Source organism: Micromonospora endophytica, from assembly GCF_003236305.1.
Classification (GTDB): domain Bacteria; phylum Actinomycetota; class Actinomycetes; order Mycobacteriales; family Micromonosporaceae; genus Micromonospora; species Micromonospora endophytica.
The window spans coordinates 1-22221 of sequence record NZ_POTX01000053.1 but is presented as its reverse complement, the minus strand read 5'-3'; the positions used below and the strand labels follow the sequence as shown (position 1 = coordinate 22221).

Below are 22221 nucleotides of genomic sequence, written 5' to 3'. Positions count from 1 at the left end.
TCTGAACCGGCCCGGCGGACGGCTCGACCGATCCGCCGGGTCGCTTCGCGTCCCGGGGCAGCCCGCTGTCGATCTAGGCGGCCAGTGGGGCCGGGGCGGCGGCCGGGCGGCCCGTGGTGGCGTCGACCGGAAGGGCGCGCGCGGGACCGTCCACGTGCACGGTCACCTCGCCACCGATGGCGACGGCGGCGTCACCGTCGAGGATCCGGGCGGTGATCCGGGTGCCGTCGGCCAGCCGGAGCCCGACCAGCGCGTCGTGGCCGTGGAAGTCGTGCCGCAGTACTGTCGCGGTGACCGCGTTCGGAGCGGGGGAGAAGCGCACCTGCTCGGGTCGGACCAGCACGGTGACCGCGCCGTCGGGCACGGTACCGGCGACGGGGAGGACGCCGAGGGCGGTGCGCGCCGACCCGTGCTCGACAACCGCCGGCAGCAGCACCGCGTCGCCGACGAACCCGGCCACCCACGCGTCGGCCGGCTCGCGGTAGATCGTGGTCGGCGCGCCGGCCTGGATCACCCGTCCGTCGCGCAACACCACCACCTGGTCGGCCACGGAGAGCGCCTCGCCCTGGTCGTGGGTGACCAGCACGCCGGTCGCCCCGTCGGCGCGTAGCGCCTCACGTACGTCGTGCCGCAGCCCGACCCGCAAGCCCGCGTCGAGGGCGCTGAACGGCTCATCCAGCAGCACCACCGACGGCCGCGGCGCCAGCGCACGGGCCACCGCCACCCGCTGCTGCTGCCCGCCGGAGAGCTGGTGCGGCATCCGGTCGCCGTACCCGGCGAGCCCGACAAGCGTCAGCACCTCCTCGACCCGGTCGGTGCGCCGGGCGGCCCGGTCGAGGCCGTAGCCGACGTTGTCCGCCACGCTCAGGTGCGGAAAGAGCGCGCCCTCCTGTGGCACCACCGCGATGCGACGCCGGTGTGCCGGCAGGTGCCTGCCGCCGCCGGCCACCCGGGTGCCGTCGATGCGGATCTCGCCCGCGTCGAGCCGCTCGAAGCCGGCCAGGCAGCGCAGCAGCGTGGTCTTGCCGCAGCCGGACGGCCCAAGCACGGCGGTGAGCTGCCCGGACGGCACGCTGAGGTGCACGCCGGCCAGGGCGCTGACCCGCCCGTACCGCTTGACCACCCCACTGAGCACAACCTCGCTCATGCCGGCCCTCCGCTGCGCTCCGTGCTGCCATGAGGCACCGGCACGCCGAGTTGATGATTCGCTCGCTGCCGCTCACTCATGAACGGTCCTCCTTGTCGAGCAGGCCGCTGCGGGCGACCAGCAGCCAGGTGGGCAACGCCGAGATGATCACCAGCAGCGCGGCGTAGGGCGCCGCTGCGGCGTACGCGCCGACGGCCGTGCTGGTCCAGAGTTCGGTGGCCAGGGTGTCCGTGCCGGTGGGCCGCAACAGCAGGGTGGCCGGAAGTTCCTTCATGCCGGTCAGGAAGACGAGCGCGGCACCCGCGCCGATGCCGGGCAGGATCAGCGGCAGGGTCACCGTCCGCAGCACCGTCCACGGCCCCCGGCCGAGGGAGCGGGCGACCTCCTCCAGCCCGCTGGGGGACTGGGCGGCGGCGCCGGCGACCGCGCCGACCGCCAGCGGCAGGAACAACGTGGCGTACGCCAGCGCCAGCAGCCACCGGGTCTGGTAGAGCGGGTACGCCACGTTGATCCCGAAGAAGATCAGCGAGAGCCCGATCACCACGCCGGGCAGCGCGTGCGCCAGGTAGGCCAACCGGTCCAGCACGGTGGTCAGCGGGCCCGGCGCCCGGGCCGCGAGCAGGCCCAGCGGCAGCGCCAGCAGCATGGTCAGCGCGGCTCCGGCGAGCGAGACGGTGAGCGAGTTCCCGGCGGCGCTGAGCACCTCCGGCAGTGCCCCCGGGCGGGACACCCCGGCGGCGAGCCGCCGTCCCAGGCTGACCGCCGGCACCCCGAGCGCCAGCGCGGCGACCCCGACCAGGGCCACCGCCGCCGGCCAGCGGGCCGGCCCGAGCGGTGTCCGGGACACCGGCCGGCGGGTGCCGCCGAGCCGGGCGTACCGGGCGCCGCGTCGGCGGGTGGCCGTCTCACCGGCCAGCAGCAGCACGGTCAGCGCGACGAGCACGCTGGAGAGCACGAGCGCGCCGGTGCGATCGAAGCCCAGGTCGAAGGCGACGAAAATGGCCCGGGTGAAGGTGTCGGTGCGCAGGATGGACACCGCGCCGAAGTCGGAGAGCACGTAGAGGGCGACGAGTAGCGCCCCGGCGGCGGTGGCCGGGCGGATCTGCCGCAGCGTCACGGCGGTGAAGGTCTGCCAGCCACTGCGGCCCAACGACCGGGAGACCTCCTCCTGCGCCGGGTCCGCGCCGCGCAGCGCGGCGGCCACCGGCAGCAGCACGTACGGGTAGGAGCAGAGCGTGAGCACCAGCGCCGCCGGCCAGAAACCCTCCAGCCGGGGCACCGTGGAGACCCAGGCGAAGGCCGCGATGTAGGTGGGTACGGCCAGCGGCAGCGCCGCCAGCAGGGCGAACAGTCGGCGGCCGGGCAGGTCGGTGCGGGTGACCAGGAAGGCGGTGCCGACGCCGAGCAGCACACAGGCTGCGGTGACCACGCCGGCGAGTCCGAGGCTGCGCAGGGCGAGCAGCCCGACGCGTTCGGTCCACAGCTCGGCGGCGATCCGGTCCCCGCCCGCCTCGGCCGTGCGTACGGCGAGGTAGGCCAGTGGGATCAGCGCCACCGCCACCGCGGCGGTGGAGGCCGCGAGCAGCGCCGGCCGGGGTGCCAGTCGCCGCCACCGTCCGGGTACGCCGGACAGGGCCGACCCGGTGCGGGTCGGCCCTGTGGTGGTCGGTGTGGTGGTCAGGGCACCAGCCCCGAGTTCTTGATCATGGTGACGGTGGCGTCCAGCGTGTCCAGGTCGTTCAGGTCCACCTTCGGCACCGCCAGCTCGCTCAGCGCCGGCACGTACGCCGGGCCAGGCACGCCGGCGATGACCGGGTATTCGAAGGTCTGCTCGGCGAAGTACGTCTGCGCCTCCGCGCCGAGCAGGAAGTCCACGAACTTCTGCACGTCCGGGTCGTCGGCGGCGCGGCTGAGCACACCCACGCCGGCCACGTTCACCAGCGCGCCCGTGTCGCCGCCGGGGAAGAAGTGCACCTTGGCCTTGAGCGCCTCCGGCGTGCTGCCCTGCTCCTTGGCGATCTCACCCAGGTAGTAGTGGTTGACCAGGCCGACCGGGATGGTGCCGCTGTTCACGTCCTCGACGATCTTGCCGTTGCCGTCGCGGATCTGCGGATCGTTGGCCTTGAGCCCGGCCAGGAACTCCTCGGCCTTGGCGTCGCCGTGCTGGACCCGGATGGCGGTGACGAACGCCTGGAACGAGGCGTTCGTCGGTGCCACGCCCACCTTGCCCTTCCAGGCCGGGCCGGTCAGGTCGAAGACCGACGCCGGCAGTTGGTCGGCCGGGACCAGGTCGGGGTTGTAGACCAGCACCCGGGCCCGGGCGCTGACGCCCACCCACTGGCCGGTGCCGGCGCGGTAGGTCGCCGGCACCTGCGCGGTGGTCGCCTCCGGCAGCGTGCTGAACATGCCGCGCTTGGCGACCGTGCCCAGCGCGCCGGCGTCCTGGGCGAAGAACACGTCGGCCGGGGACTTGTCGCCCTCCTCGACCAGCTGAGCGGCGAGCTGCGCGGTGCTGGCGTAACGCGCCTGCACGGTGATGCCGGTCTGCGCGGTGAACTTCTCCAGCAGCGGCTTGACCAGCTGCTCGTTGCGTCCGCTGTAAACGGTGATCTGCTTGTCGTCCGACGTGCCCGCACTGGTGGCGTCCTCGCCGTCGGCTCCGCAGGCGGCCAGGCCGAGGGCGAGCACGCCGGCGGCGAGCAGCGCGGTAGTGGTACGACGGGTGAGTGGCACGGTGAACCCCTTCTTCCGGTCAGGACGACCGACGGGGGGAAGTTAGCACAGCCTAACCTCACTGGGAATCGGGGTGCGTGGCGGATCACGTCGGCGAGAAAGTGCAGGATGGAGGCCATGACACTCGCGCTGCCCATCGCCCCGGAGGCAAACCAGTTGCTGCTGCGCAGTCCGCTGGCTCTGCTGATCGGGATGGTGCTCGACCAGCAGATCCCGATGGAGAAGGCGTTCTCCGCACCGTACGTGCTGGCCCAGCGGCTCGGTCGCGACGACCTGGACGCCCGGGAACTCGCCGGCTACGACCCGCAGGCCCTGGTGGCGATCTTCGCCGCGCCGCCGGCGCTGCACCGCTTCCCGAAGGCGATGGCCGACCGGGTCAGTCAGGTGTGCCGGGCGCTTGTCGAGCACTATGACGGCGACGCCGCACGGCTCTGGGCCGACCCGGCCGACGGCCGCGAACTGCTCGCCCGGATCGCCGCCCTGCCCGGGTTCGGCCGGCAGAAGGCGCAGATCTTCCTCGCGCTGCTCGGCAAGCGGTTCGGGGTCCGACCGCCCGGCTGGCAGGAGGCGGCCGGCGACTACGGCGATCCCGCGGCGCACCGGTCCGTCGCCGATGTCACAGATGCCGAGTCGCTGCGCCTGGTCCGGGAGTACAAACAGCAGATGAAGGCGGCGAGCAGGGCAAAGGCCGCCGACGTCTGACCCGGGTGCGGGTCACCGGCGACGGCCCCGCCGGCGATTGTCGCCGCCCGGCCACTGCTGGTGACAGGATGGGGACGAACCCTGAGGAGGTACACGGTGAAGCGTCAGGCGTACCAACCGATCCTCATCACCGACGCCCCACGAAGCCAGGACGACCAGCTCACCAGCCGGCAGCGGCGGTACGTGGCGATGATGGGCGTCCGGGTGGCCTGCGTGATCGCCGGCGCGATCCTGGTCGGCACGAAGGCTCCACTGCTCTGGCTCTGGCTCCCGCTCGTCGCCCTGGGCATGGTGCTCATCCCCTGGCTCGCGGTGCTGCTGGCCAACGACCGGCCGCCGAAGGAGCAGCATCGACTGGCCAACCGCCTGCGCACCAGGGCGACCGAGGAGGCCCCGCCGATGAGCCTCACCGCTGAGGAACGGCCCCACAAGGTCATCGACGCCGAGCCCTGACCAGCCCGGTTCAGCGCGCCGGGCGGGCCCCGAACTGGGAGACCGCTGCGGCACCCAGGTCGGCACCCCGACCCAGGGCGGCGCTCGGGCCCGCTCCGGCCAGCCAGGCGGCCAGCAGGCCGGCGGCGAAGGCGTCCCCCGCCCCGATCACGTCGACCACCGGCACCCGGTGCGCCAGCACTGTCGCGACAGTGCCGCCCCGGTCCACCCAGGTCGCACCGGCGGCACCACGTTTGATCACCGCCCGCCGCGCCGAGGCGACGAGTGCCCGTCCCTGAGCCGCCGGGTCGAGCCCGCCGGCCAGCACGTTCGCCTCGTCCGTGTTCACCAGCAGCAGATCGACCTCGCGTACCCAGGACAGGAAGGTCGCCGCACCGACCGCCCGCAGCGGCGCGGCCGAGGCGGCGTCCACGCTCGTGGTGAGGCCCCGTTCGCGGGCCACCGCCAACGCGTGCAGGCCGGCCGGGCGGGAGCCGGCATCGAGCAGGGTGTACCCGGACAGGTGTAGGTGGGTCACCTCCGGCGTGCCACTCAGCGCGGCGTCGACCTGCGCCGGACGCAGCCGCAGGTTGGCGCCCCGTTCGGTGATCATGGTGCGTTCGTTGCCGACGGCCATCACGATCACCGTGCCGGTGGCGCAGCCGGCGATCCGGTCCACCGCGCAGTCGACCTCGGCAGCGGCCAGTTCCGCCAGCCGCTCGCGGCCCGACGGGTCGTCGCCGACCGCGCCGACCAGAGTCACCGGCACGCCCTGCACAGCCAGCCAGCACGCGGTGTTGGCGGCCTGCCCGCCGCCGGTGAACCGGATCGTGGCCGGGGTGTCCGAGCCGGTCGCCGGCGGACCGGCAAGCACCGCGACCACGTCGGTGATCACGTCGCCGACGACCAGGACCCGCCCGGGCCGCTGCGGCGTATCGGGTGCCTTCACGCCGACGTGTCGGCCCGACGGGTGGCGGCGACTGCGATCCGGGCGGCGAGATCGGCGTTGCGCAGGATGATCCGTACGTTCACCGCCAGGCTCGCGCCCTCGGTGGCGGAGTGGAAGTGCGCCAGCAGGTACGGCGTCACCGCCTTGCCGCTCACCCCGTCGCGCTCCAGCCGGGCCAGCCCCTCGGCGAGGGTACGGTCGTGCAGCTCCGGGTCGAGCTGTTCGTCGGTGGGCAGCGGGTTGGCCACGATCAGGCCGCCGTGGTGCACGCCGTGCCGATCCCGGGCGGCCAGCACGTCGGCGACCAGCTCCGGGGAGTCGACCGACCAGTCCAGGTCGAAGCCGCTGTCGGTGATGAAGAAGCCCGGGAACCGCCGGGTCCGGTAACCGATGACGGCCACGCCCAGGGTCTCCAGGCGTTCCAGGGTCGCCCCGACGTCGAGGATCGACTTGACCCCGGCGCATACCACCGCGATCGGCGTCCGGGCCAGGGTGACCAGGTCGGCCGACTCGTCGAAGGTCTGCGCGGCCTCGCGGTGCACCCCGCCCAGACCGCCGGTGGCGAAGACACCGATCCCCGCGGCGGCGGCCACCGCACTTGTCGCGGCCACGGTGGTGGCACCGTCGGCACCGGTCGCGGCGGCCACCGCGAGATCGCGTACGGAGAGTTTGGTCACGCCGTCCGCGGTGGCCAGCCGAGTGAGCTGGGCGTCGTCGAGCCCCACCACCAGCTCACCGGCGACCATGCCGATGGTGGCCGGTACCGCACCCGCATCGCGGACGGCCTGCTCGATCTGCCGGGCCACGTGCAGGTTGTCCGGTCGGGGCAGGCCGTGCGAGACGATTGTGCTCTCCAGGGCCACCACGGGACGCCGCTCACGCAGCGCCAAGGCCACCTCGGCACCCAGATGCAGGGGAAAGTCGGTCACAGTCGCAAACCGTAGCGTGCCGCTTCGGTCGCCTCCGCTGGACCGGGGTCCCGATGACCTGCCAGACTTGTGGGTTGGAGGTGCAGACGTGAGCACACAGGTTCTCGAGCGTCCGGAGCTGAAGGACGCCGACACCGGTCCGGAGATGTTCCACTACGTCCGAAAGGAAAAAATCGCCGAAAGTGCCGTCATGGGCACCTTCGTCGTGGCGCTGTGCGGGGAGACCTTTCCGGTCACCAAGTCAGCGAAGCCAGGTTCGCCGGTCTGCCCGAAGTGCAAGGAGATCTACGACTCGTACCGCGAGTGAACTCCGCCCGGCGGCGTAGCCTGCGGCGGTGACCACCTCCACCGCCCTGCTCCTGGCCGACCTGGCCGGTGTCATGGTCTTCGCCGCCTCGGGCGCCTCCGCGGCGGTGGCCAAACGGCTTGACCTGTTCGGTGTGGTCTTCGTCGGTTTCGTCGCCGCGCTCGGCGGCGGCATCGTCCGGGATCTCGTGATCGACGAGGTTCCGCCGCTGGCCTTCGCCGACTGGCGGTACGCCACCACCGCCGCGGTGACCGCGGCGGCGATCTTCTGGCTGCACCCGCAGTTCGCCCGGCTGCGCACCACCGTGCTGGTGCTGGACGCGGCCGGGCTCGGTCTCTTCACCGTCACCGGCACCCTCAAAGCCCTCGACGCCGAGGTGCCGCCGGTCGGTGCGGTGCTGATCGGCATGATCACCGCCATCGGTGGTGGGCTCGTCCGGGACCTGCTGACCGGTGAGATCCCGGTGGTGCTGCGGCGGGAGATCTACGCCGTCGCGGCGCTCACCGGCGCGATCCTGGTGGTGCTGCTGAACGTACTCGGGTACACCGGGCCGATCCCGCTCACCGCAGCCGTGCTGCTGGTCTTCGGCGTACGCCTGGTGGCCCTGCGCCGGCGGTGGTCGGCACCGGTGCCGACGCCGCGCACCGGTGTGCCACCACAGTGATCGGGTTCGTCGGGCCGTGGTCACGGCGGTAGTGGTGAACCGCACGGCCGGATCCGGTGTGGCGTCGAGTGGGAGTGGCGGGCGCCGCTGGTTATGCTGAGTCGGCCTTCGCGGCTACCGATGCGCGGAGGCGTTTTCGTGGGCGGCGGCTGCCGTGGCCCTCGGCCCGGATCCGCTCACTCACGGTCGGGTCATCCTGCGGTCAAAGAGGAGCCAACCCCGTGGCAGTCCGGACGCCGGCGCTGGAGACGTTTCCGCCTCTGCGCGCCTGGCAGCGCAAAGCGATGGTGGAATATCTGCGCCGCCGCAGCGAGGACTTCACCGCTGTCGCCACGCCCGGTGCCGGCAAGACCACCTTCGCCCTGCGGATCGCCGCCGAGCTGCTCGCGGACGGCACCGTCGAGGCGGTCACCGTGGTCGCGCCGACCGAGCACCTGAAGACCCAGTGGGCGGCTGCGGCGGCCCGGGTGGGCATCCAGCTCGACGCGGCGTTCCGCAACGCCGACCTGCACTCCTCGGCGGACTTCCACGGTGCGGTGATCACCTACGCGCAGGTCGGTATGGCACCGCACGTGCACCGACGGCGCACCATGACCCGGCGCACCCTGGTCATCCTCGACGAGATCCACCACGCCGGCGACTCGCGTACCTGGGGCGACGGCGTGAAGGCGGCCTTCGAGCCTGCGGTACGCCGGCTGATGCTGACCGGCACCCCGTTCCGCTCCGACGACAATCCCATCCCGTTCGTCGGCTACGAGCGGGGCGAGGACGGCCTGCTGAGGTCACGGGCCGACTCGGTCTACGGCTACTCCGACGCGCTGCGGGACGGCGTGGTGCGGCCGGTGCTGTTCCTGGCGTACTCGGGGGAGACCCGGTGGCGTACCAACGCCGGTGACGAGCTGGCGGCCCGGTTGGGCGAGCCGATGACGCAGGATCTGGTCGCCCAGGCCTGGCGTACCGCCCTGGACCCGGCGGGTGACTGGATGCCGCAGGTGCTGCGGGCCGCCGACGCCCGGTTGACCGTGCTGCGGGAGGCGGGCATGCCCGACGCCGGCGGCCTGGTCATCGCCACCGACCAGCAGGTGGCCCGCTCGTACGCCAAGCTCATCGAGCAGGTCACGGGGGAGCGGGCCGCGGTGGTGCTCTCCGACGACGTGGGCGCGTCGTCCCGGATCGCCACGTTCGCGGCGTCTGAACAGCGTTGGCTGGTCGCGGTGCGGATGGTCTCCGAAGGGGTGGACATTCCCCGGCTGGCCGTCGGTGTCTACGCGACGAGTGCCAGCACCCCGCTGTACTTCGCGCAGGCGATCGGGCGGTTCGTCCGGGCCCGCCGGCCGGGTGAGACCGCGTCGGTCTTCCTGCCCAGCGTCCCGCACCTGCTCGGCCTGGCCAGCGAGATGGAGACCGAGCGGGACCACGTTCTCGGCAAGCCTAAGGACCGGGACGGTCTCGACGACGACCTGCTGGAGCGGGCCCAGCGCGACGAGCAGGCCAGTGGCGAACTGGAGAAGCAGTTCACCGCGTTGTCCGCCACCGCCGAACTGGACCAGGTCATCTTCGACGGCGCCTCCTTCGGCACCGCCGCCCAGGCGGGCACTCCGGAGGAGGAGGAATATCTCGGCCTGCCGGGGCTGCTCACCTCCGAGCAGGTGGCGGCGCTGCTGACCAAGCGGCAGGCGGAGCAGCTGGCCGCCCAGCGGCGTCGGGCCGCCGAGCGTCGGTCCGAGCCGGCGGCCGCGCCGGCCGCGCCGGCGCCGATGAGCGCCGCCCAGCGCCGGGTGGCGCTCCGCCGTCAGCTCAACGCCCTGGTGGCCGCCCAGCACCACCGCACCGGCCAACCCCACGGCAAGATCCACGCGGAGTTGCGTCGCCTCTGCGGCGGCCCCCCCAGCGCCCAGGCCACCATCGAACAACTGGAAGAACGCATAGCCACCGTCCAAACCCTCTGACCCGCCCTCCAGCCGTGGTTGATCATGAAGTTATTGCCCAGGTAAGCGCTTACCTGGGCAACTCCATCGAAGGGTGCAGGGAAAACGGACGGCCGGGGACATCCAGAGGATGTCCCCGGCCGCACGGGTGGGTCGGGTTATGGATCAGTTGGCCATCAGGTCGGCGCCACGCCAGGTGAACTCCGGGTCCGTCGCGTACCGTACGGTGATCTTCACGAGATCCTCGGCGTACTTGTTCGCGTGGTGGCCACAGAACACAAGCTCACTACCACCCGAGAGGGTGATCCGGAGCTTGCCGGCAGCATTGCAGCGGTCGCACCGTTCATCGGCGGCCGGGGGGCTCACCGTCTCGGGCGGCGGCGTGAGGGTCGGGGTCATCGCCTTCCTCCTCTGGTCGTCACCGATGAACACTCTCTTCGGTCTTGGTCACCTATCGTGCAACATCCTTGCCGGGTCTTGCCTTCCCTGTGTGCCCTCGGGGGACCGAGGTCACACCTGGCACGGACAGTGTGCCGTGTACCCAGGGTGCCACGTCAACGATCACATTCGTGCAACCGCCTGATCACCATCCGGCGTGGCGCCTGGTGATCAAAAAGACACGATCAGTTGACGAATGCTGATCAATCGAGGTAGTCCCGCAGCACCTGGGAGCGCGACGGGTGCCGCAACTTGGACATGGTCTTGGACTCGATCTGCCGGATCCGCTCCCGCGTCACGCCGTAGACCTGGCCGATCTCGTCCAGCGTACGCGGCTGGCCGTCGGTCAGGCCGAACCGCAGGCGTACCACGCCCGCCTCACGTTCGGAGAGCGTCTGGAGCACCTGCTGGAGCTGGTCCTGCAACAGCGAGAACGAGACCGCGTCGACCGCCACGACGGCCTCCGAGTCCTCGATGAAGTCACCGAGCTGGCTGTCGCCCTCGTCGCCGATGGTCTGGTCGAGCGAGATGGGCTCCCGAGCGTACTGCTGGATCTCCAGCACCTTCTCGGGTGTGATGTCCATCTCCTTGGCCAGCTCTTCCGGGGTGGGCTCACGGCCCAGATCCTGGAGCAGCTCGCGCTGGATCCGGCCCAGCTTGTTGATCACTTCGACCATGTGCACCGGGATGCGGATGGTGCGGGCCTGGTCGGCCATGGCGCGGGTGATGGCCTGGCGGATCCACCAGGTGGCGTAGGTGGAGAACTTGTAGCCCTTGGTGTAGTCGAACTTCTCGACGGCGCGGATGAGGCCGAGGTTGCCTTCCTGGATCAGGTCGAGGAAGGCCATGCCACGGCCCGTGTACCGCTTGGCGAGCGAGACGACCAGGCGGAGGTTCGCCTCCAGCAGGTGGTTCTTGGCGCGCTCGCCGTCGCGGGAGATCCAGAGCAGGTCGCGCTGCATCTCGCGGACGAGCTTCTCCTCGCCCTCGTCGGCCGCGCGCAGCCGCTCGGCGGCGTAGAGCCCGGCCTCGATCCGCTTGGCCAGCTCCACCTCCTGCTCGGCGTTGAGCAGCGGGACCTTGCCGATCTGCTTGAGGTACGCCCGGACCGAGTCCGCCGAGGCGGTCAGCTCGGCGTCGCGGCGCGCCTGCTTGAGCGCCTCGGACTCCTCGTCGTCCCATTCGAAGTCGTTGTCGGTGGCGGAACTCGCGGCGTCGGCCTCGGCGGCCTGGGTCAACTCGGCCGGCTCCTCGACCACCACGTCCTCGATCTCGGCGGCGAGCTCCTCCGGGTCCACCTCACCGTCGGGGCCCTCACCCTTGGCGGCCTTGCCGGCGGCGGGCTTGGCCGCGCCCGCTGCGGCGGCCACCGTCGCCTTGGTGGCCCGGGTGGTCTTCTTGGCCGGACCGGCGGCCTTGGCGGCCACCTCGGCGGTGGTGCCGGCAGCCTTGCGGGAGGTCGCCTTCCGCGGTGCCGGGGCGGCGGCCTCCTCGGCCGCCGGCGCCTGCTTCGGAGCGGGCGCGGCCTTCTTGGTGGTCTTGGCGGTGGTGGCCCGCGACGCCGGGGTCGCGGAACGGGCGGCGGCGACCCGGCGGCGGGTGCTGGCCGAGCCGTCGACCACCACGGTCACCCCGGCGTCGGAGAGCGCCCGCAGGATCTTCTTGGCCTGGGCCGGAGTCACCTCGGCGGACTCGACGGTGCGCGCGAGCTGGGCCGACGTGAGCTGGCCGCCGGCGCTCTGCGCGTGGGCGATCAAGGTGTCGGTGAGCGAGCGAACGTCGGCGCCGGTCTGGCGGGGTTCTGTCACGAATGACCTTCCGGAGGCGAAGAGCGAGCACGGCCGGATCGTCTGGCGCAGCGTGGGGCACCGTGCCGGGCGATGTGGTTGAGGAACCCCCGTGTCCCCGGCCGGCCGGTCGCTCGGCCGCCCGCGGAGCGTGGGCAGGGGTGAATTGTAACGCCGTCTGCGGCGATCATCCTGCGCCGCACGGCTGATCGGTGGCCGAGACCGCCGATTCGGTGCTCTTGTGGACTTTGTAAGGATGATACCCGCGCGGAACCCGGAAACCCGGCCGTGCGGGAAGGGGACGGATGATGGACCGCCCGGCGCCACCACCATCGGAACTGCTGGAGATCGCGATCGACGTGGCGCGGGACGCGGCGGCCACCGCGTACCGGATGCGGATCGAGGGCGTTTCGGTCGCGGCCACCAAGAGCACCGTCACCGACGTGGTGACCGCTGCCGACCGTGCCGTCGAGCGTCAGATCACCGACGCGTTGCGCCGACTGCGGCCGGGCGACGCCGTGCTGGGCGAGGAGTACGGCACGGCGGATGGCGGCACCACGGACGCCCCCGCGCGGGTGCGCTGGATCGTCGACCCCATCGACGGCACGGTCAACTACCTGTACGGCCTGCCGCACTGCGCCGTGTCGATCGCCGCCGAACTGGACGGCGCGGTGGTCGCCGGTGTGGTGCGCAACATCCACACCGGCGAGGAGTGGACCGCGACCGCCGGTGGCGGCGCCTGGCGGGCCGGTGAGCGGCTGCGCTGCTCCACCGAGACCGATCTCGGTCAGGCGCTGGTGATCACCGGGTTCGGCTACGACGCGCGGCGCCGGGCCCATCAGGCGCGGGTGGTGGCGGAGTTGATCCCGTACGTACGGGACATCCGTCGCCTCGGTGCCGCCGCGCTCGATCTCTGCCTGGTCGCCGAGGGGCGGGCCGACGCCTACTACGAGAAGGGGTTGGCGGCCTGGGACCAGGCGGCCGGTGGCCTGGTGGCCGCCGAGGCCGGTCTGCGGATCGGTGGGCTGAAGGGCCTGCCGCCCGGTCCGGAAATGGTCATCGCCGCGCCGCCGGCCCTGTACGACCCGCTGCACGAGCACCTGACCCGTTGGGACGCCGCCGGCGGCCCGTGAGTCGACCCGGCCGGACGACCACCGCTGTGCCCGTCCGGCCGATCAGATCGGCCCGTCCGGCCCGGAGTCCGCGACGACCGGGCCGATCGCCGTCACTTCTCGTCGGTGACCGGGCAGGAGCCCGGCGGGGCGACCGGAGCGCCGAGGTCACCGAGGGACTGGTTGACCTCGGTGGTGGTGGCCAACTGCTGGAAGCCGTTGCCGATCACCACGTCGACGACGTCGTCCTCGCGCTCGGGGTTGTACTCGAGCTTGGCCCGGCCCAGGAAGTACGCCCGCAGCAGGTGCGCGGAGCCGACGCCCTTGGGGCCGTACCGCAGCACCGCCACCCCGTCGATCTGCTTCTTCTCGTTGGCGACCTTCTTGACCTGGAAGTCGCGGTTGCGGAAGTCGTCGCCGACGATGCCGGCGACCCCGGGTCGCTCGGTGCTGTTCATCACATTGATCTTGACGTCCTTGCGCTCGCGCAATGTGACGTCGGCACGTGGCCAGTCCTCGGGGCAGCCTTCGGCGAGACCGGCGTTGCTCTGGGTGTCCCTGATCAGAGCGACGACCACGAAGACCAGGGCGACCACCGCCAGCATGCCGACGACAACGAGTGCTCGCACTCGCGCAAAGCTCATCAGTGCCCTCCGGGGCAGTGGTGGGTGGCGGCGGCCGTGGAGGGTGTGGGGCCGCCCCGCCGGCCGTCGGGTACGCCGCTGAGGTTAGCGGTTGTCCGACCGTCGCGTGGAAACAGTCCGACATGCCGGCGCGCCATCCGATAACCGGGTAGTACTACCCCTATCTTCGTGTCGCCTGAGTCACATTGGGAACAACTTCAGGCGCAGGGGCGTACATCTCAGCCGCGAGGGCGGTATACATGCCTCGCCCAAAGGGGGGGTAGGGTTCCGCGCTCCGCCTGGGAGATTCTCCGGTGGTCTGGCCCACGCACGTCGGGTCAGGTGGCCGACACTAGCGGTGGCCGGCCAGCGGAACCGAAACAGCGTCGTCCGGCGTTACAACCGGAAGCGACAACATCGAAATGGGAGAGTGAAACCGATGGCCACCGACTACGACGCCCCGCGCCGCGACGAGGTCGACCTCGGCGAGGACAGCCTGGAAGAGCTCAAGGCCCGGCGCGTCGACTCACAGTCGGGCGCCGTGGACGTCGACGAGGCCGAAGTGGCTGAGAGCTTCGAGTTGCCCGGTGCCGACCTGGCCGACGAAGAGCTCACGGTCAAGGTGCTGCCGATGCAGCAGGACGAATTCCGCTGTGCCCGCTGTTTCCTGGTGCATCACCGCAGCCAGTTGGCGGTCGAGCGGAACGGCGAGCTGATCTGCCGCGAGTGCGTCTGACCGAGGGATCGACACCACTGGCACAGCGGCGGCTCCTGCAGTGGAGCCGCCGCTGCCCGGCTCGGCGAGCGCCGAGTCGGCCGACCTGATTGACTCGTGAGGCAGGCCGCCGCGCTGGCGGTCGTCCAGCCGGGAGGTCGGGCATGAGCGAGCGATTCGTCAGGCTCAGGGTGGTGGTGCCGCATGGCCGCCAGCGGTGAGGGACGGGGAGCGGATCGTTTACCCGACGAGAGCGACGTGTCGGCCGACCCGGGCGGCACCGCTGACGCCGCACCCTGCCCTGATCAGCTGGGTGCGACGGTCGCGGCGCTGACCGCCGACGAGATCGAGCCGGCCACCCGTCGGCAGCTGCTCGGTCGGCTCGTCACGCAGACCCGGGCCCGGGGGATTCGCGATCTGTTCAAGCCGCGGGCGGCGGTGCGCTGGATGGTTGACACGGTCGCCGAGATCGCTCCCCACGTGCCGATCCGTGACCTGGCCACCCTGCGCCGACACTTCCCTGGCCTGGACGACGAGGAGTTGGCCGACCGCCTGGTGCGCAACGCGTCCCGGGCGACCGCGGGGATCGGCGCGGCCGGTGGCGGCGCCTCCGCCGTGCAGTGGACGGTCACGCCCACCCTGCTGTCCGCCCCGGTCCTGCTCGCCGCCGAGACGGTGGCTGTGGTGGCCATCGAGCTGAAGCTGACCGGGGAGCTGCACGAGGTCTACCGGGCGTCACTGCCGGCCGGTGGCACCCAGCGGACGGTGGCTCTGGTGCAGGCATGGGCCAACCAACGTGGGGTCAACCCGATGATGCCCGGCGTCGGGGTCGGCGCCGTACTGGGCACGGCCGCCCGGCGTGAGTTGGGGGAGACGCTGATCAAGCGCTTCGGTCGGAACCTGACCACGTTGGGACCGTTTCTCACCGGTGCCGCGGTGGCGAGCTATCTGAACCGGCGGGCGACCCGGTCCCTGGCCGAGCAACTCCGCGCCGATCTGCGCCGGCAGCGCCGCAGCCTGCCCGGCACGCCGCCGGCCCTGCCCGGCGCGCCCTGAACGCGCCGGACCCGATTGGCACCCGATCAGTTCGACGGCTGCCGGGCGGCCAGGATGGCCTCGGCCAGCTCGACCGGGTGCCGGGAGCTGACCACCCAGAACGGGGTGGGATCGGCCGGATCGTCGAGGACCACCTGGACCGCGCCGGAGATCCACGGTCGTTGGACCACGAACGCCAGTGGATCGGCACCGACGCCGAGCACCTCACGTCGGCCCTCGGCGTCCAGCGGGATGGCGTCGGCGACGAACCGGACCGGCAGCCGGGCGTCGTCGACGCGCAGCTCGCCGTCGGTGACCGCGACCCGGATCCGCCCCAGCCACGCCATCGCGGCGACCGCGGCCGGCAGCAGCACGGCGAAGGGCACCCAGGCACGCAACCCGGCCGCACCCATCCACAGTTCCACGGCGACCAGGCCGGCGGAGGCCAGCCCCGCGAGCCACAGCCACCAGGGCAGTCGGAGCCGTTCGGTGTACGCCACGGGCACCGTGGTGGACGAAGCAGAACTCACTCGTGCCAGGGTACGGCGCGGATCCGCCCGGTTACCGGGCAGGATGGGCAGGGTTGTCCCAGCGGAACGGACGAAAGAGGGAAAACGTGACCGACCAGGTGCCCGTGCCGGTCCGGCGGCTTGACCCGGAGCTGCCGATGCCGGCGTACGCCCATCCCGGTGACGCCGGTGCCGACCTGGTGGCGGCCGCCGACGTCGAGTTGCCGCCCGGCGGCCGGGCGCTGGTGCCGACCGGTGTGGCGATCGCGTTGCCCGAGGGGTACGTGGGCCTGGTGCACCCCCGATCGGGGCTGGCCGCCAGACTCGGCGTGACGGTGCTCAACGCGCCCGGTACGGTCGACGCCGGTTACCGGGGTGAGATCCTGGTCAACCTGATCAATCATGATCGGGCCACGCCGGTGAAGATCTCCCGGGGCGACCGGATCGCGCAACTCGTTGTCCAGCGGGTGGCGCGGGCGGCGTTCCAGCCGGTGGCCGAGTTGCCCGCGTCCGGACGCGGGACCGGCGGTCACGGCTCCACCGGCGGGCACGCCGGGCTGGCGCCGCCGCAGACCGGTGGCACGGACGGACAGGATGGCACCGTGGGTGCGAACAGCGGAGGGTGGACGCAGTGATCTTCTCCCGGAAGCGGGCCGCGGGACGGCACGCCCGTGACGAGCGGGCCGTCGAGGCGCTCGACACCGTCGAGGGCGTCGAGGAAACTCCGGCGCGCGGACCGTACGACGTCAGCGAGGCACCCGACGGGGTGCAGCGGCTGGACCTGGGCAGTCTCCAGATTCCGGCGGTGCCCGACGTCGAGGTGCGGGTGCAGGCCGACCAGCAGGGGGTGATCCAGCAGGTCGTGCTGGTGCACGGGCGCAGCGCGCTGCAGGTAGGTGTCTTCGCCGCGCCGCGTTCCGAGGGCATCTGGGACGAGGTGCGTGAGGAGATCCGCCAGTCACTCTTCGCCGACGGCGCCGCCGCGCAGGAGGTGACCGGCGAGTACGGCACCGAGTTGCACGCCCGGGTACGCACCGACGACGGCCTGACGGAGCTGCGCTTCGTCGGTGTCGACGGGCCGCGGTGGATGGTCCGCGCGGTGTACCAGGGCGAGGCGGCCGGCAACCCGGCTGCGGCCGGTCCGCTGGCGCAGTGCCTGGACGGGCTGGTCGTCGACCGGGGAGCGGAGGCCAAGCCGGTGCGTGAGCCGCTGCCACTGCGGCTGCCGCGCGAGGCGGGCGAGCAGGTCGGCTCGGCGGACACGGACGCCGCCTCGACCGCCGCCGGTGGCTGACGCCCGTCTCGCGGGCCGGGCGCGGACGCCGGTCCGGCCGTTGTCGGCGTACGCTGGCGTGAGCCCGTTCCGGCGTTGCCGGCGCGGTCCGGTGCCGGCAGCCCCGCCGGCCGCTCTGGAGAGGGTGACGCGGAGGTCATGACCACCGACGAGGGTCGGGGTTCGCTGCGCCGGATGCTGCACCGGCTGACCGCGAGCGAGGCCGAGATCGAGGCCCAGCACCTGCAACGGGAGAGCGCCCGGTGTGGTGCGATGCCGGCGCGGCAGTGCGGGCGTGGGCAGGTGGTCTCGGTCAGCGGTCGGCTGCGTACCGTCGTCTACACGCCGCGGACCAACCAGCCGGCGCTGGAGGCGGACCTCTACGACGGCAGTGATGTGGTGACCCTGGTCTGGCTGGGGCGGCGGCACATCACCGGCATCGAACCGGGCCGGCACCTGACCGCCCGGGGCCGGGTCGCGGTGCGGGACGACCGCAAGGTGATCTACAACCCGTACTACGACTTGGAGCCGTCGAGGTGAACCTGTGGGTGTGGCGGACGGAAGGCGGGAGATGACCACCGGACAGCCCCCGGCCACTGTGCCGGAGACCGGGCCGGCCGAGGAGGAACGGCTGCCCACCGTCGCCGAGCAGATGGCCGACCAGCTCGGCGGGTGGCGCGGGTTGTTCGAGTCGAGCGTCCCGGTGGTGGTCTTCGTGATCGCCAACATCGTCGCCGACCTGCGGCCCGCGGTGATCGCTTCGGTCTCCGTGGGGCTGCTGATCGGCGCGCTGCGACTGGCCCAGCGCCGACCGGTGCGGCACGCCGTCAACGGGTTGTTCGGCATCGCGATCGGTGCCGCCATCGCCTGGCGTACCGGTGAGGCACGCGACTTCTACCTCCCGGGGATCCTCTACGGCATCGGCTACGGGGTGGCGTTGCTGTTGTCGGCGGTGATCCGGCAGCCGCTCGTCGGTTGGCTCTGGTCGGTGCTGGTGGCCAAGGGCAGTGCCGAATGGCGCCACGACCCTCGGCTGGTCCGGACCTTCACCGGGCTGACCGTGCTCTGGGGGGTGGTCTGGCTGGCCAAGGTCGGTGTGCAGGCCGGGTTGTATCTGGCCGAGCAGGACACCGCCCTCGGCGTGGCCCGGCTGGTGTTGGGCTACCCGCCGTACGTGCTGCTGTTGCTGATCACGGTCTGGACGGTACGCCGGGTCACCCGGGACTCGGAGCCGCAGCCGACCCCGCTGCCCGGCGGCTGACGGCCCGGCCGGCACCGATCCGGCGGCCGGACGGCCCGGGCCCGCTCAGCGCGACTCGCGGGTGCGCTCCACGCTGTCGGCGCCGAGCACCACCGCCCGTACCGCGTCCTCCATCTCGGCCGTGCACACAAAGATCAGTTCGTCGCCGGCCTCGATCGGGTCGTCCGGGCTCGGCACCAGCACCCGCTTGCCGCGCAGGATCGCCACCAGCGCGGCGTCGCGGGGCAGCGGCACCGCGTGCAGTGGCTGGCCGACGTAGGGCGCGCTCGGCGGCAGGGTGATCTCGACGAGATTCGCCTCGCCCTGCCGGAACGTCATCAGCCGGACCAGGTCGCCGACGGTCACCGCCTCCTCGACCAGCGCGGCCATCACCCGGGGCTTGCTGACCGCGACGTCCACGCCCCACTGCTCGGTGAAGAGCCACTCGTTCTCGGCCCGGTTGACCCGGGCCACCACCCGGGGCACCGCGAACTCGGTCTTGGCCAGCAGCGACACCACCAGGTTGACCTTGTCGTCGCCGGTCGCCGCCACCACCACGTCGCAGCCGGCGAGGTCGGCCTCCTCCAGGCTGGTCAGCTCACAGGCGTCGGCCAGCACCCACTGGGCGGCCGGCACCCGCTCGGGCCGCAGCATCCGCTGCTGCCGCTCGATCAGCATCACCTGATGGCCGTTCTCGATCAGTTCCTGAGCGATTGACCGACCCACGTTGCCCGCGCCGGCGATGGCGACCCGCACGTCACTGCCCTCCTTCCGGTGCCGCCGCCACCGCCGCGGTGACCGCGGCCACCAGGTCGTCGGTGACCAGCATGAACACCTGGTCGCCCTCCTGCACCACGCTGTTGGCGGTGGGCAGCGTGCCGATGCCGAAACGAATCAGGTACGCCACCCGCGCGCCGGCCGCCTGCTCCAGCACCCGCACCGGGCGGCCGATCCAGTCCTTGTGCACCGGCACCTCGATGATCGAGACGGTGCTCGTCGGGTCACGGAAGATCTCCACGTTCCCCTCGGGCAGCAGATGCCGCAGCATCCGGTCGGCGGTCCACCTGACGGTGGCCACGGTGGGGATGCCCAGCCGCTCGTAGACCTGCGCCCGGCGCGGGTCGTAGATGCGGGCCGCCACCCGGCAGACGCCGAACGTCTCCCGGGCCAGCCGAGCCGAGATGATGTTGGAGTTGTCGCCGCTGGATACGGCGGCGAAGGCGTCGGCCCGCTCGATACCGGCCTGCCGGAGCACGTCACCGTCGAAACCGGGCCCGGTAACCGTGGTCCCGGCGAAGTCCGGGCCCAGCCGCCGGAAGGCGTCGGTGTCCTGGTCGATGACGGCGACCGAGTGCCCCCGGGACTCCAGGTTGTGCGCCAGGGTCGAACCGACCCGACCACATCCCATGATCACGACATGCACGCTGCCTCCTCGGCTGCCGCTGCGCCTCGTTCCCCGCGAGCCTGCCACGTGCGGGCCACGGCCGGGAAGCGACGCTACTCCCGCGCCCCACCGGACGGTGGCCGGGCACCCCCGACAGCCGCCGATGCTGGTCGTACGCTTGGCGGCTGTGGCCCGATCCACCTCGCTGCTGAAGCGGCTGCTGCTCGGTCGACCGTTCCGGTCCGACCGGCTCAAACACACCCTCCTGCCGAAGCGCATCGCGCTGCCGGTCTTCGCCTCGGACGCCCTCTCCAGCGTGGCGTACGCGCCGGACGAGATCCTGTTGATGCTCTCCATCGCGGGCGCCTCCGCCTTCGTCTTCTCGCCGTGGATCGCCCTCGCGGTCGTGGTGGTGATGCTGACCGTGGTGGCCAGCTACCGGCAGAACGTGCACGCCTACCCCTCCGGCGGCGGCGACTACGAGGTGGCCACGGTCAACCTCGGCCCGCGGGCCGGGGTCGGGGTGGCCAGCGCGCTGCTCGTCGACTACGTGCTGACGGTCGCCGTCTCGGTCTCCTCCGGGGTGGCGAACCTCGGCTCGGTGATCCCCTTCGTGGCGACCCACAAGGTGCTCGTCGCGGTCATCGCCGTGGTCCTGCTGACCGCGGTGAACCTGCGCGGGCTGAAGGACTCCGGCACCGCGTTCGCCATCCCCACCTACGGCTTCATGATCGTCATCATCGGCATGATCCTCACCGGGCTGGTCCGGATCGTGGTGCTCGGTGAGGATCTGCGCGCTCCCAGCGCCGACCTGGTGATCGCTGCCGAGTGGCACGACACCACCGGCTGGGCCATGGCGTTCCTGCTGCTGCGCAGCTTCTCCTCCGGCTGTGCCGCGCTCACCGGCGTGGAGGCGATCTCCAACGGCGTACCGGCGTTCAAGGCGCCGAAGAGCCGCAACGCCGCCACCACCCTGCTGCTGCTCGGCGTGGTCTCGGTGACCATGCTCGTCGGTATCGTCTGGCTGGCCCGGCTCACCGGGTTGCAGTTCGTCGAGGACCCGCGGGCGCAGATCCTCGCCGGCCCCGAGGGGTACGTGCAGAAGACCGTCACCGCACAACTCGGCGAGACGATCTTCGGCTCCGGCTCGGTGCTGCTCTTCCTGGTCGTCGGGGTGACCGCCACGATCCTCTTCGTGGCCGCCAACACCGCCTTCACCGGGTTCCCGGTGCTCGGCTCGATCCTGGCCCAGGACCGTCACCTGCCCCGGCAACTGCACACCAGGGGTGACCGGCTGGCCTTCTCCAACGGCATCCTCTTCCTCGCCGTCTTCGCCATCGTGCTGATCGTCGGCTTCCAGGCCGAGGTGACGAAGCTCATCCAGCTCTACATCGTCGGGGTCTTCGTCTCGTTCACCCTCAGCCAGGCCGGGATGATCCGGCACTGGAACCGGCTGCTGCGTACCGAGCGGGACCCGCAGACGCGCCGCCGGATGCTGCGGTCGCGGGCGATAAACGCCTTCGGCATGGCGATGACCGGCACCGTGCTGATCATCGTGCTGGTCACCAAGTTCCTGCTCGGCGCGTGGATCGCCATCGTCGCGATGGGCGTGATCTACCTGCTGATGCTGGCCATCCGCCGGCACTACGACCGGGTCGCCGTGGAGCTGGCCCCGGACGACGGCCGGCCCGTGCTGCCCGCCCGCAACCACGCGATCGTGCTGGTCAGCAAGCTGCACCAGCCGACCCTGCGGGCGGTGGCGTACGCCCGGGCCACCCGACCGGACACGCTCACCGCGGTGACCGTCAACGTGGACGACAACGACACCCGGCAGTTGCAGGCCGACTGGGAGCGACGGGACGTGCCGATCCCGCTCACCGTGATCGACTCGCCGTACCGGGAGATCACCCGCCCGATCCTGAACTACGTGGCCGGCGTCCGCCGTGACTCGCCGCGCGACGTGGTCACCGTCTTCATCCCCGAGTACGTGGTCGGGCGCTGGTGGGAGAACCTGCTGCACAACCAGAGCGCCCTGCGGCTCAAGGGCCGCCTGCTCTTCGAACCGGGCGTGATGGTGACCAGCGTGCCGTGGCAGCTCGCCTCCACCGCCGGCAAGAACCTCGACCGGATGGACGCCACCCTGAGCCGGGGACCGGCCCGGGGTCCCCGGGTCGCGCCGCGCAGCACCCTGCCGCCGGTGAGCACCACCACTGATCGACAGGAAGGCGGTGAGCCGTGATGAGCGGTGCGGAGAAGGGGCCGACGAGGCTGGCGGAGCAGACGGGGTCGGCGGAGCCCGCGGGGCCCGCGGGGT

General features: G+C 71.9%; 24 protein-coding genes. 13 read left to right on the top strand and 11 right to left on the bottom strand.

The window, feature by feature from the left end; genetic code table 11:
• Positions 1–73: 73 nt before the first annotated feature.
• The 3 genes from C1I93_RS10820 to C1I93_RS10810 all read right to left on the bottom strand — a co-directional run bounded on the left by C1I93_RS10820 (position 74) and on the right by C1I93_RS10810 (position 3880).
• A complete protein-coding gene (locus tag C1I93_RS10820; RefSeq protein ID WP_111243118.1) occupies positions 74–1147 on the bottom strand; it encodes an ABC transporter ATP-binding protein in 1074 nt (357 codons plus the stop codon).
• Positions 1148–1223: 76 nt separating this feature from the next.
• Positions 1224–2780, bottom strand: a complete 1557-nt coding sequence (locus tag C1I93_RS10815; RefSeq protein WP_111243117.1) for an ABC transporter permease — start codon at positions 2778–2780, stop codon at positions 1224–1226.
• 44 nt (positions 2781–2824) lie between these two features.
• Positions 2825–3880, bottom strand: a complete 1056-nt coding sequence (locus C1I93_RS10810) for an iron ABC transporter substrate-binding protein (protein ID WP_111243116.1) — start codon at positions 3878–3880, stop codon at positions 2825–2827.
• 117 nt (positions 3881–3997) lie between these two features.
• On the opposite strand from C1I93_RS10810, the gene C1I93_RS10805 reads away from it, so the two are divergent.
• Entirely contained in the window at positions 3998–4582 is a 585-nt protein-coding gene (locus C1I93_RS10805) for an HhH-GPD-type base excision DNA repair protein (RefSeq protein WP_212808590.1), read from the top strand.
• Between the two features lie 96 nt (positions 4583–4678).
• Positions 4679–5035, top strand: a complete 357-nt coding sequence (locus C1I93_RS10800; protein ID WP_111243114.1) for a DUF3099 domain-containing protein — start codon at positions 4679–4681, stop codon at positions 5033–5035.
• Between the two features lie 10 nt (positions 5036–5045).
• Here the strand turns inward: C1I93_RS10800 and C1I93_RS10795 are convergent, their stop codons facing one another.
• Positions 5046–5963: a carbohydrate kinase family protein gene (locus C1I93_RS10795; RefSeq protein WP_111243113.1), complete on the bottom strand. Its 918-nt coding sequence runs from the start codon at positions 5961–5963 to the stop codon at positions 5046–5048.
• A complete protein-coding gene (locus C1I93_RS10790) occupies positions 5960–6892 on the bottom strand; it encodes a pseudouridine-5'-phosphate glycosidase (protein WP_111243112.1) in 933 nt (310 codons plus the stop codon). The genes C1I93_RS10795 and C1I93_RS10790 overlap by 4 nt, the downstream gene beginning before the upstream one ends.
• A gap of 88 nt (positions 6893–6980) precedes the next feature.
• Here C1I93_RS10790 and C1I93_RS10785 point away from each other — a divergent pair, with 88 nt between their 5' ends.
• The 3 genes from C1I93_RS10785 to C1I93_RS10775 all read left to right on the top strand — a co-directional run bounded on the left by C1I93_RS10785 (position 6981) and on the right by C1I93_RS10775 (position 9812).
• Entirely contained in the window at positions 6981–7199 is a 219-nt protein-coding gene (locus C1I93_RS10785; protein WP_111243111.1) for a DUF3039 domain-containing protein, read from the top strand.
• A 28-nt stretch (positions 7200–7227) separates the two neighbouring features.
• Positions 7228–7863 (top strand): trimeric intracellular cation channel family protein, encoded by a 636-nt coding sequence (locus C1I93_RS10780; RefSeq protein WP_111243110.1) that lies wholly within the window; start codon positions 7228–7230, stop codon positions 7861–7863.
• Between the two features lie 221 nt (positions 7864–8084).
• A complete protein-coding gene (locus C1I93_RS10775; protein ID WP_111243109.1) occupies positions 8085–9812 on the top strand; it encodes a DEAD/DEAH box helicase in 1728 nt (575 codons plus the stop codon).
• Between the two features lie 144 nt (positions 9813–9956).
• On the opposite strand, the gene C1I93_RS10770 is transcribed toward C1I93_RS10775, so the two are convergent.
• Both C1I93_RS10770 and C1I93_RS10765 read right to left on the bottom strand, forming a co-directional pair.
• A complete protein-coding gene (locus C1I93_RS10770; RefSeq protein WP_099846999.1) occupies positions 9957–10190 on the bottom strand; it encodes a DUF7455 domain-containing protein in 234 nt (77 codons plus the stop codon).
• A gap of 242 nt (positions 10191–10432) precedes the next feature.
• Positions 10433–12037 carry an RNA polymerase sigma factor gene (locus C1I93_RS10765; protein WP_111243108.1) on the bottom strand — a complete coding sequence of 535 codons (1605 nt, stop codon included), beginning with the start codon at positions 12035–12037 and terminating at the stop codon, positions 10433–10435.
• 287 nt (positions 12038–12324) lie between these two features.
• Between C1I93_RS10765 and C1I93_RS10760 the strand changes: the two genes are divergently transcribed.
• Complete coding sequence (locus C1I93_RS10760) at positions 12325–13149, top strand: inositol monophosphatase family protein (protein ID WP_111243129.1); 825 nt, start codon at positions 12325–12327, stop codon at positions 13147–13149.
• A gap of 92 nt (positions 13150–13241) precedes the next feature.
• Here the strand turns inward: C1I93_RS10760 and C1I93_RS10755 are convergent, their stop codons facing one another.
• Positions 13242–13757: a LytR C-terminal domain-containing protein gene (locus C1I93_RS10755; protein WP_181445112.1), complete on the bottom strand. Its 516-nt coding sequence runs from the start codon at positions 13755–13757 to the stop codon at positions 13242–13244.
• A 433-nt stretch (positions 13758–14190) separates the two neighbouring features.
• Between C1I93_RS10755 and C1I93_RS10750 the strand changes: the two genes are divergently transcribed.
• Positions 14191–14487 carry a DUF4193 domain-containing protein gene (locus C1I93_RS10750; protein WP_007075406.1) on the top strand — a complete coding sequence of 99 codons (297 nt, stop codon included), beginning with the start codon at positions 14191–14193 and terminating at the stop codon, positions 14485–14487.
• Positions 14488–14670: 183 nt separating this feature from the next.
• Complete coding sequence (locus tag C1I93_RS10745; RefSeq protein ID WP_223256194.1) at positions 14671–15522, top strand: hypothetical protein; 852 nt, start codon at positions 14671–14673, stop codon at positions 15520–15522.
• Between the two features lie 26 nt (positions 15523–15548).
• On the opposite strand, the gene C1I93_RS10740 is transcribed toward C1I93_RS10745, so the two are convergent.
• Complete coding sequence (locus C1I93_RS10740; RefSeq protein ID WP_111243105.1) at positions 15549–16040, bottom strand: DUF3093 domain-containing protein; 492 nt, start codon at positions 16038–16040, stop codon at positions 15549–15551.
• 77 nt (positions 16041–16117) lie between these two features.
• On the opposite strand from C1I93_RS10740, the gene dut reads away from it, so the two are divergent.
• The 4 genes from dut (at position 16118) to C1I93_RS10720 (ending at position 18544) form a co-directional block, all read left to right on the top strand.
• On the top strand, positions 16118–16645 hold the full coding sequence (gene dut, locus C1I93_RS10735; protein WP_111243104.1) for a dUTP diphosphatase: 528 nt from the start codon (positions 16118–16120) through the stop codon (positions 16643–16645).
• A complete protein-coding gene (locus C1I93_RS10730) occupies positions 16642–17304 on the top strand; it encodes a DUF3710 domain-containing protein (RefSeq protein WP_111243128.1) in 663 nt (220 codons plus the stop codon). Before dut ends, C1I93_RS10730 begins: the two co-directional genes overlap by 4 nt.
• A gap of 138 nt (positions 17305–17442) precedes the next feature.
• Complete coding sequence (locus tag C1I93_RS10725) at positions 17443–17823, top strand: OB-fold nucleic acid binding domain-containing protein (protein WP_111243103.1); 381 nt, start codon at positions 17443–17445, stop codon at positions 17821–17823.
• A gap of 31 nt (positions 17824–17854) precedes the next feature.
• On the top strand, positions 17855–18544 hold the full coding sequence (locus C1I93_RS10720) for a DUF3159 domain-containing protein (RefSeq protein ID WP_111243127.1): 690 nt from the start codon (positions 17855–17857) through the stop codon (positions 18542–18544).
• Positions 18545–18589: 45 nt separating this feature from the next.
• On the opposite strand, the gene C1I93_RS10715 is transcribed toward C1I93_RS10720, so the two are convergent.
• Both C1I93_RS10715 and C1I93_RS10710 read right to left on the bottom strand, forming a co-directional pair.
• Positions 18590–19279, bottom strand: a complete 690-nt coding sequence (locus C1I93_RS10715; protein ID WP_111243102.1) for a potassium channel family protein — start codon at positions 19277–19279, stop codon at positions 18590–18592.
• A gap of 1 nt (position 19280) precedes the next feature.
• Positions 19281–19946 (bottom strand): potassium channel family protein, encoded by a 666-nt coding sequence (locus C1I93_RS10710; RefSeq protein WP_111243101.1) that lies wholly within the window; start codon positions 19944–19946, stop codon positions 19281–19283.
• 148 nt (positions 19947–20094) lie between these two features.
• On the opposite strand from C1I93_RS10710, the gene C1I93_RS10705 reads away from it, so the two are divergent.
• Entirely contained in the window at positions 20095–22146 is a 2052-nt protein-coding gene (locus C1I93_RS10705) for an APC family permease (protein ID WP_212808589.1), read from the top strand.
• The last annotated feature ends 75 nt before the right edge of the window (positions 22147–22221 follow it).

Excerpts from the sequence above, each read along its gene's own strand:
- C1I93_RS10820 (WP_111243118.1), bottom strand. The coding sequence starts at position 1,147 with ATGAGCGAGGTTGTGCTCAGTGGGGTGGTCAAGCGGTACGGGCGGGTC.
- C1I93_RS10805 (WP_212808590.1), top strand. The coding sequence starts at position 3,998 with ATGACACTCGCGCTGCCCATCGCCCCGGAGGCAAACCAGTTGCTGCTG.
- C1I93_RS10770 (WP_099846999.1), bottom strand. The coding sequence starts at position 10,190 with ATGACCCCGACCCTCACGCCGCCGCCCGAGACGGTGAGCCCCCCGGCC.
- C1I93_RS10760 (WP_111243129.1), top strand. The coding sequence starts at position 12,325 with ATGGACCGCCCGGCGCCACCACCATCGGAACTGCTGGAGATCGCGATC.
- C1I93_RS10750 (WP_007075406.1), top strand. The coding sequence starts at position 14,191 with ATGGCCACCGACTACGACGCCCCGCGCCGCGACGAGGTCGACCTCGGC.
- C1I93_RS10745 (WP_223256194.1), top strand. The coding sequence starts at position 14,671 with ATGGCCGCCAGCGGTGAGGGACGGGGAGCGGATCGTTTACCCGACGAG.
- C1I93_RS10725 (WP_111243103.1), top strand. The coding sequence starts at position 17,443 with ATGACCACCGACGAGGGTCGGGGTTCGCTGCGCCGGATGCTGCACCGG.
- C1I93_RS10720 (WP_111243127.1), top strand. The coding sequence starts at position 17,855 with ATGACCACCGGACAGCCCCCGGCCACTGTGCCGGAGACCGGGCCGGCC.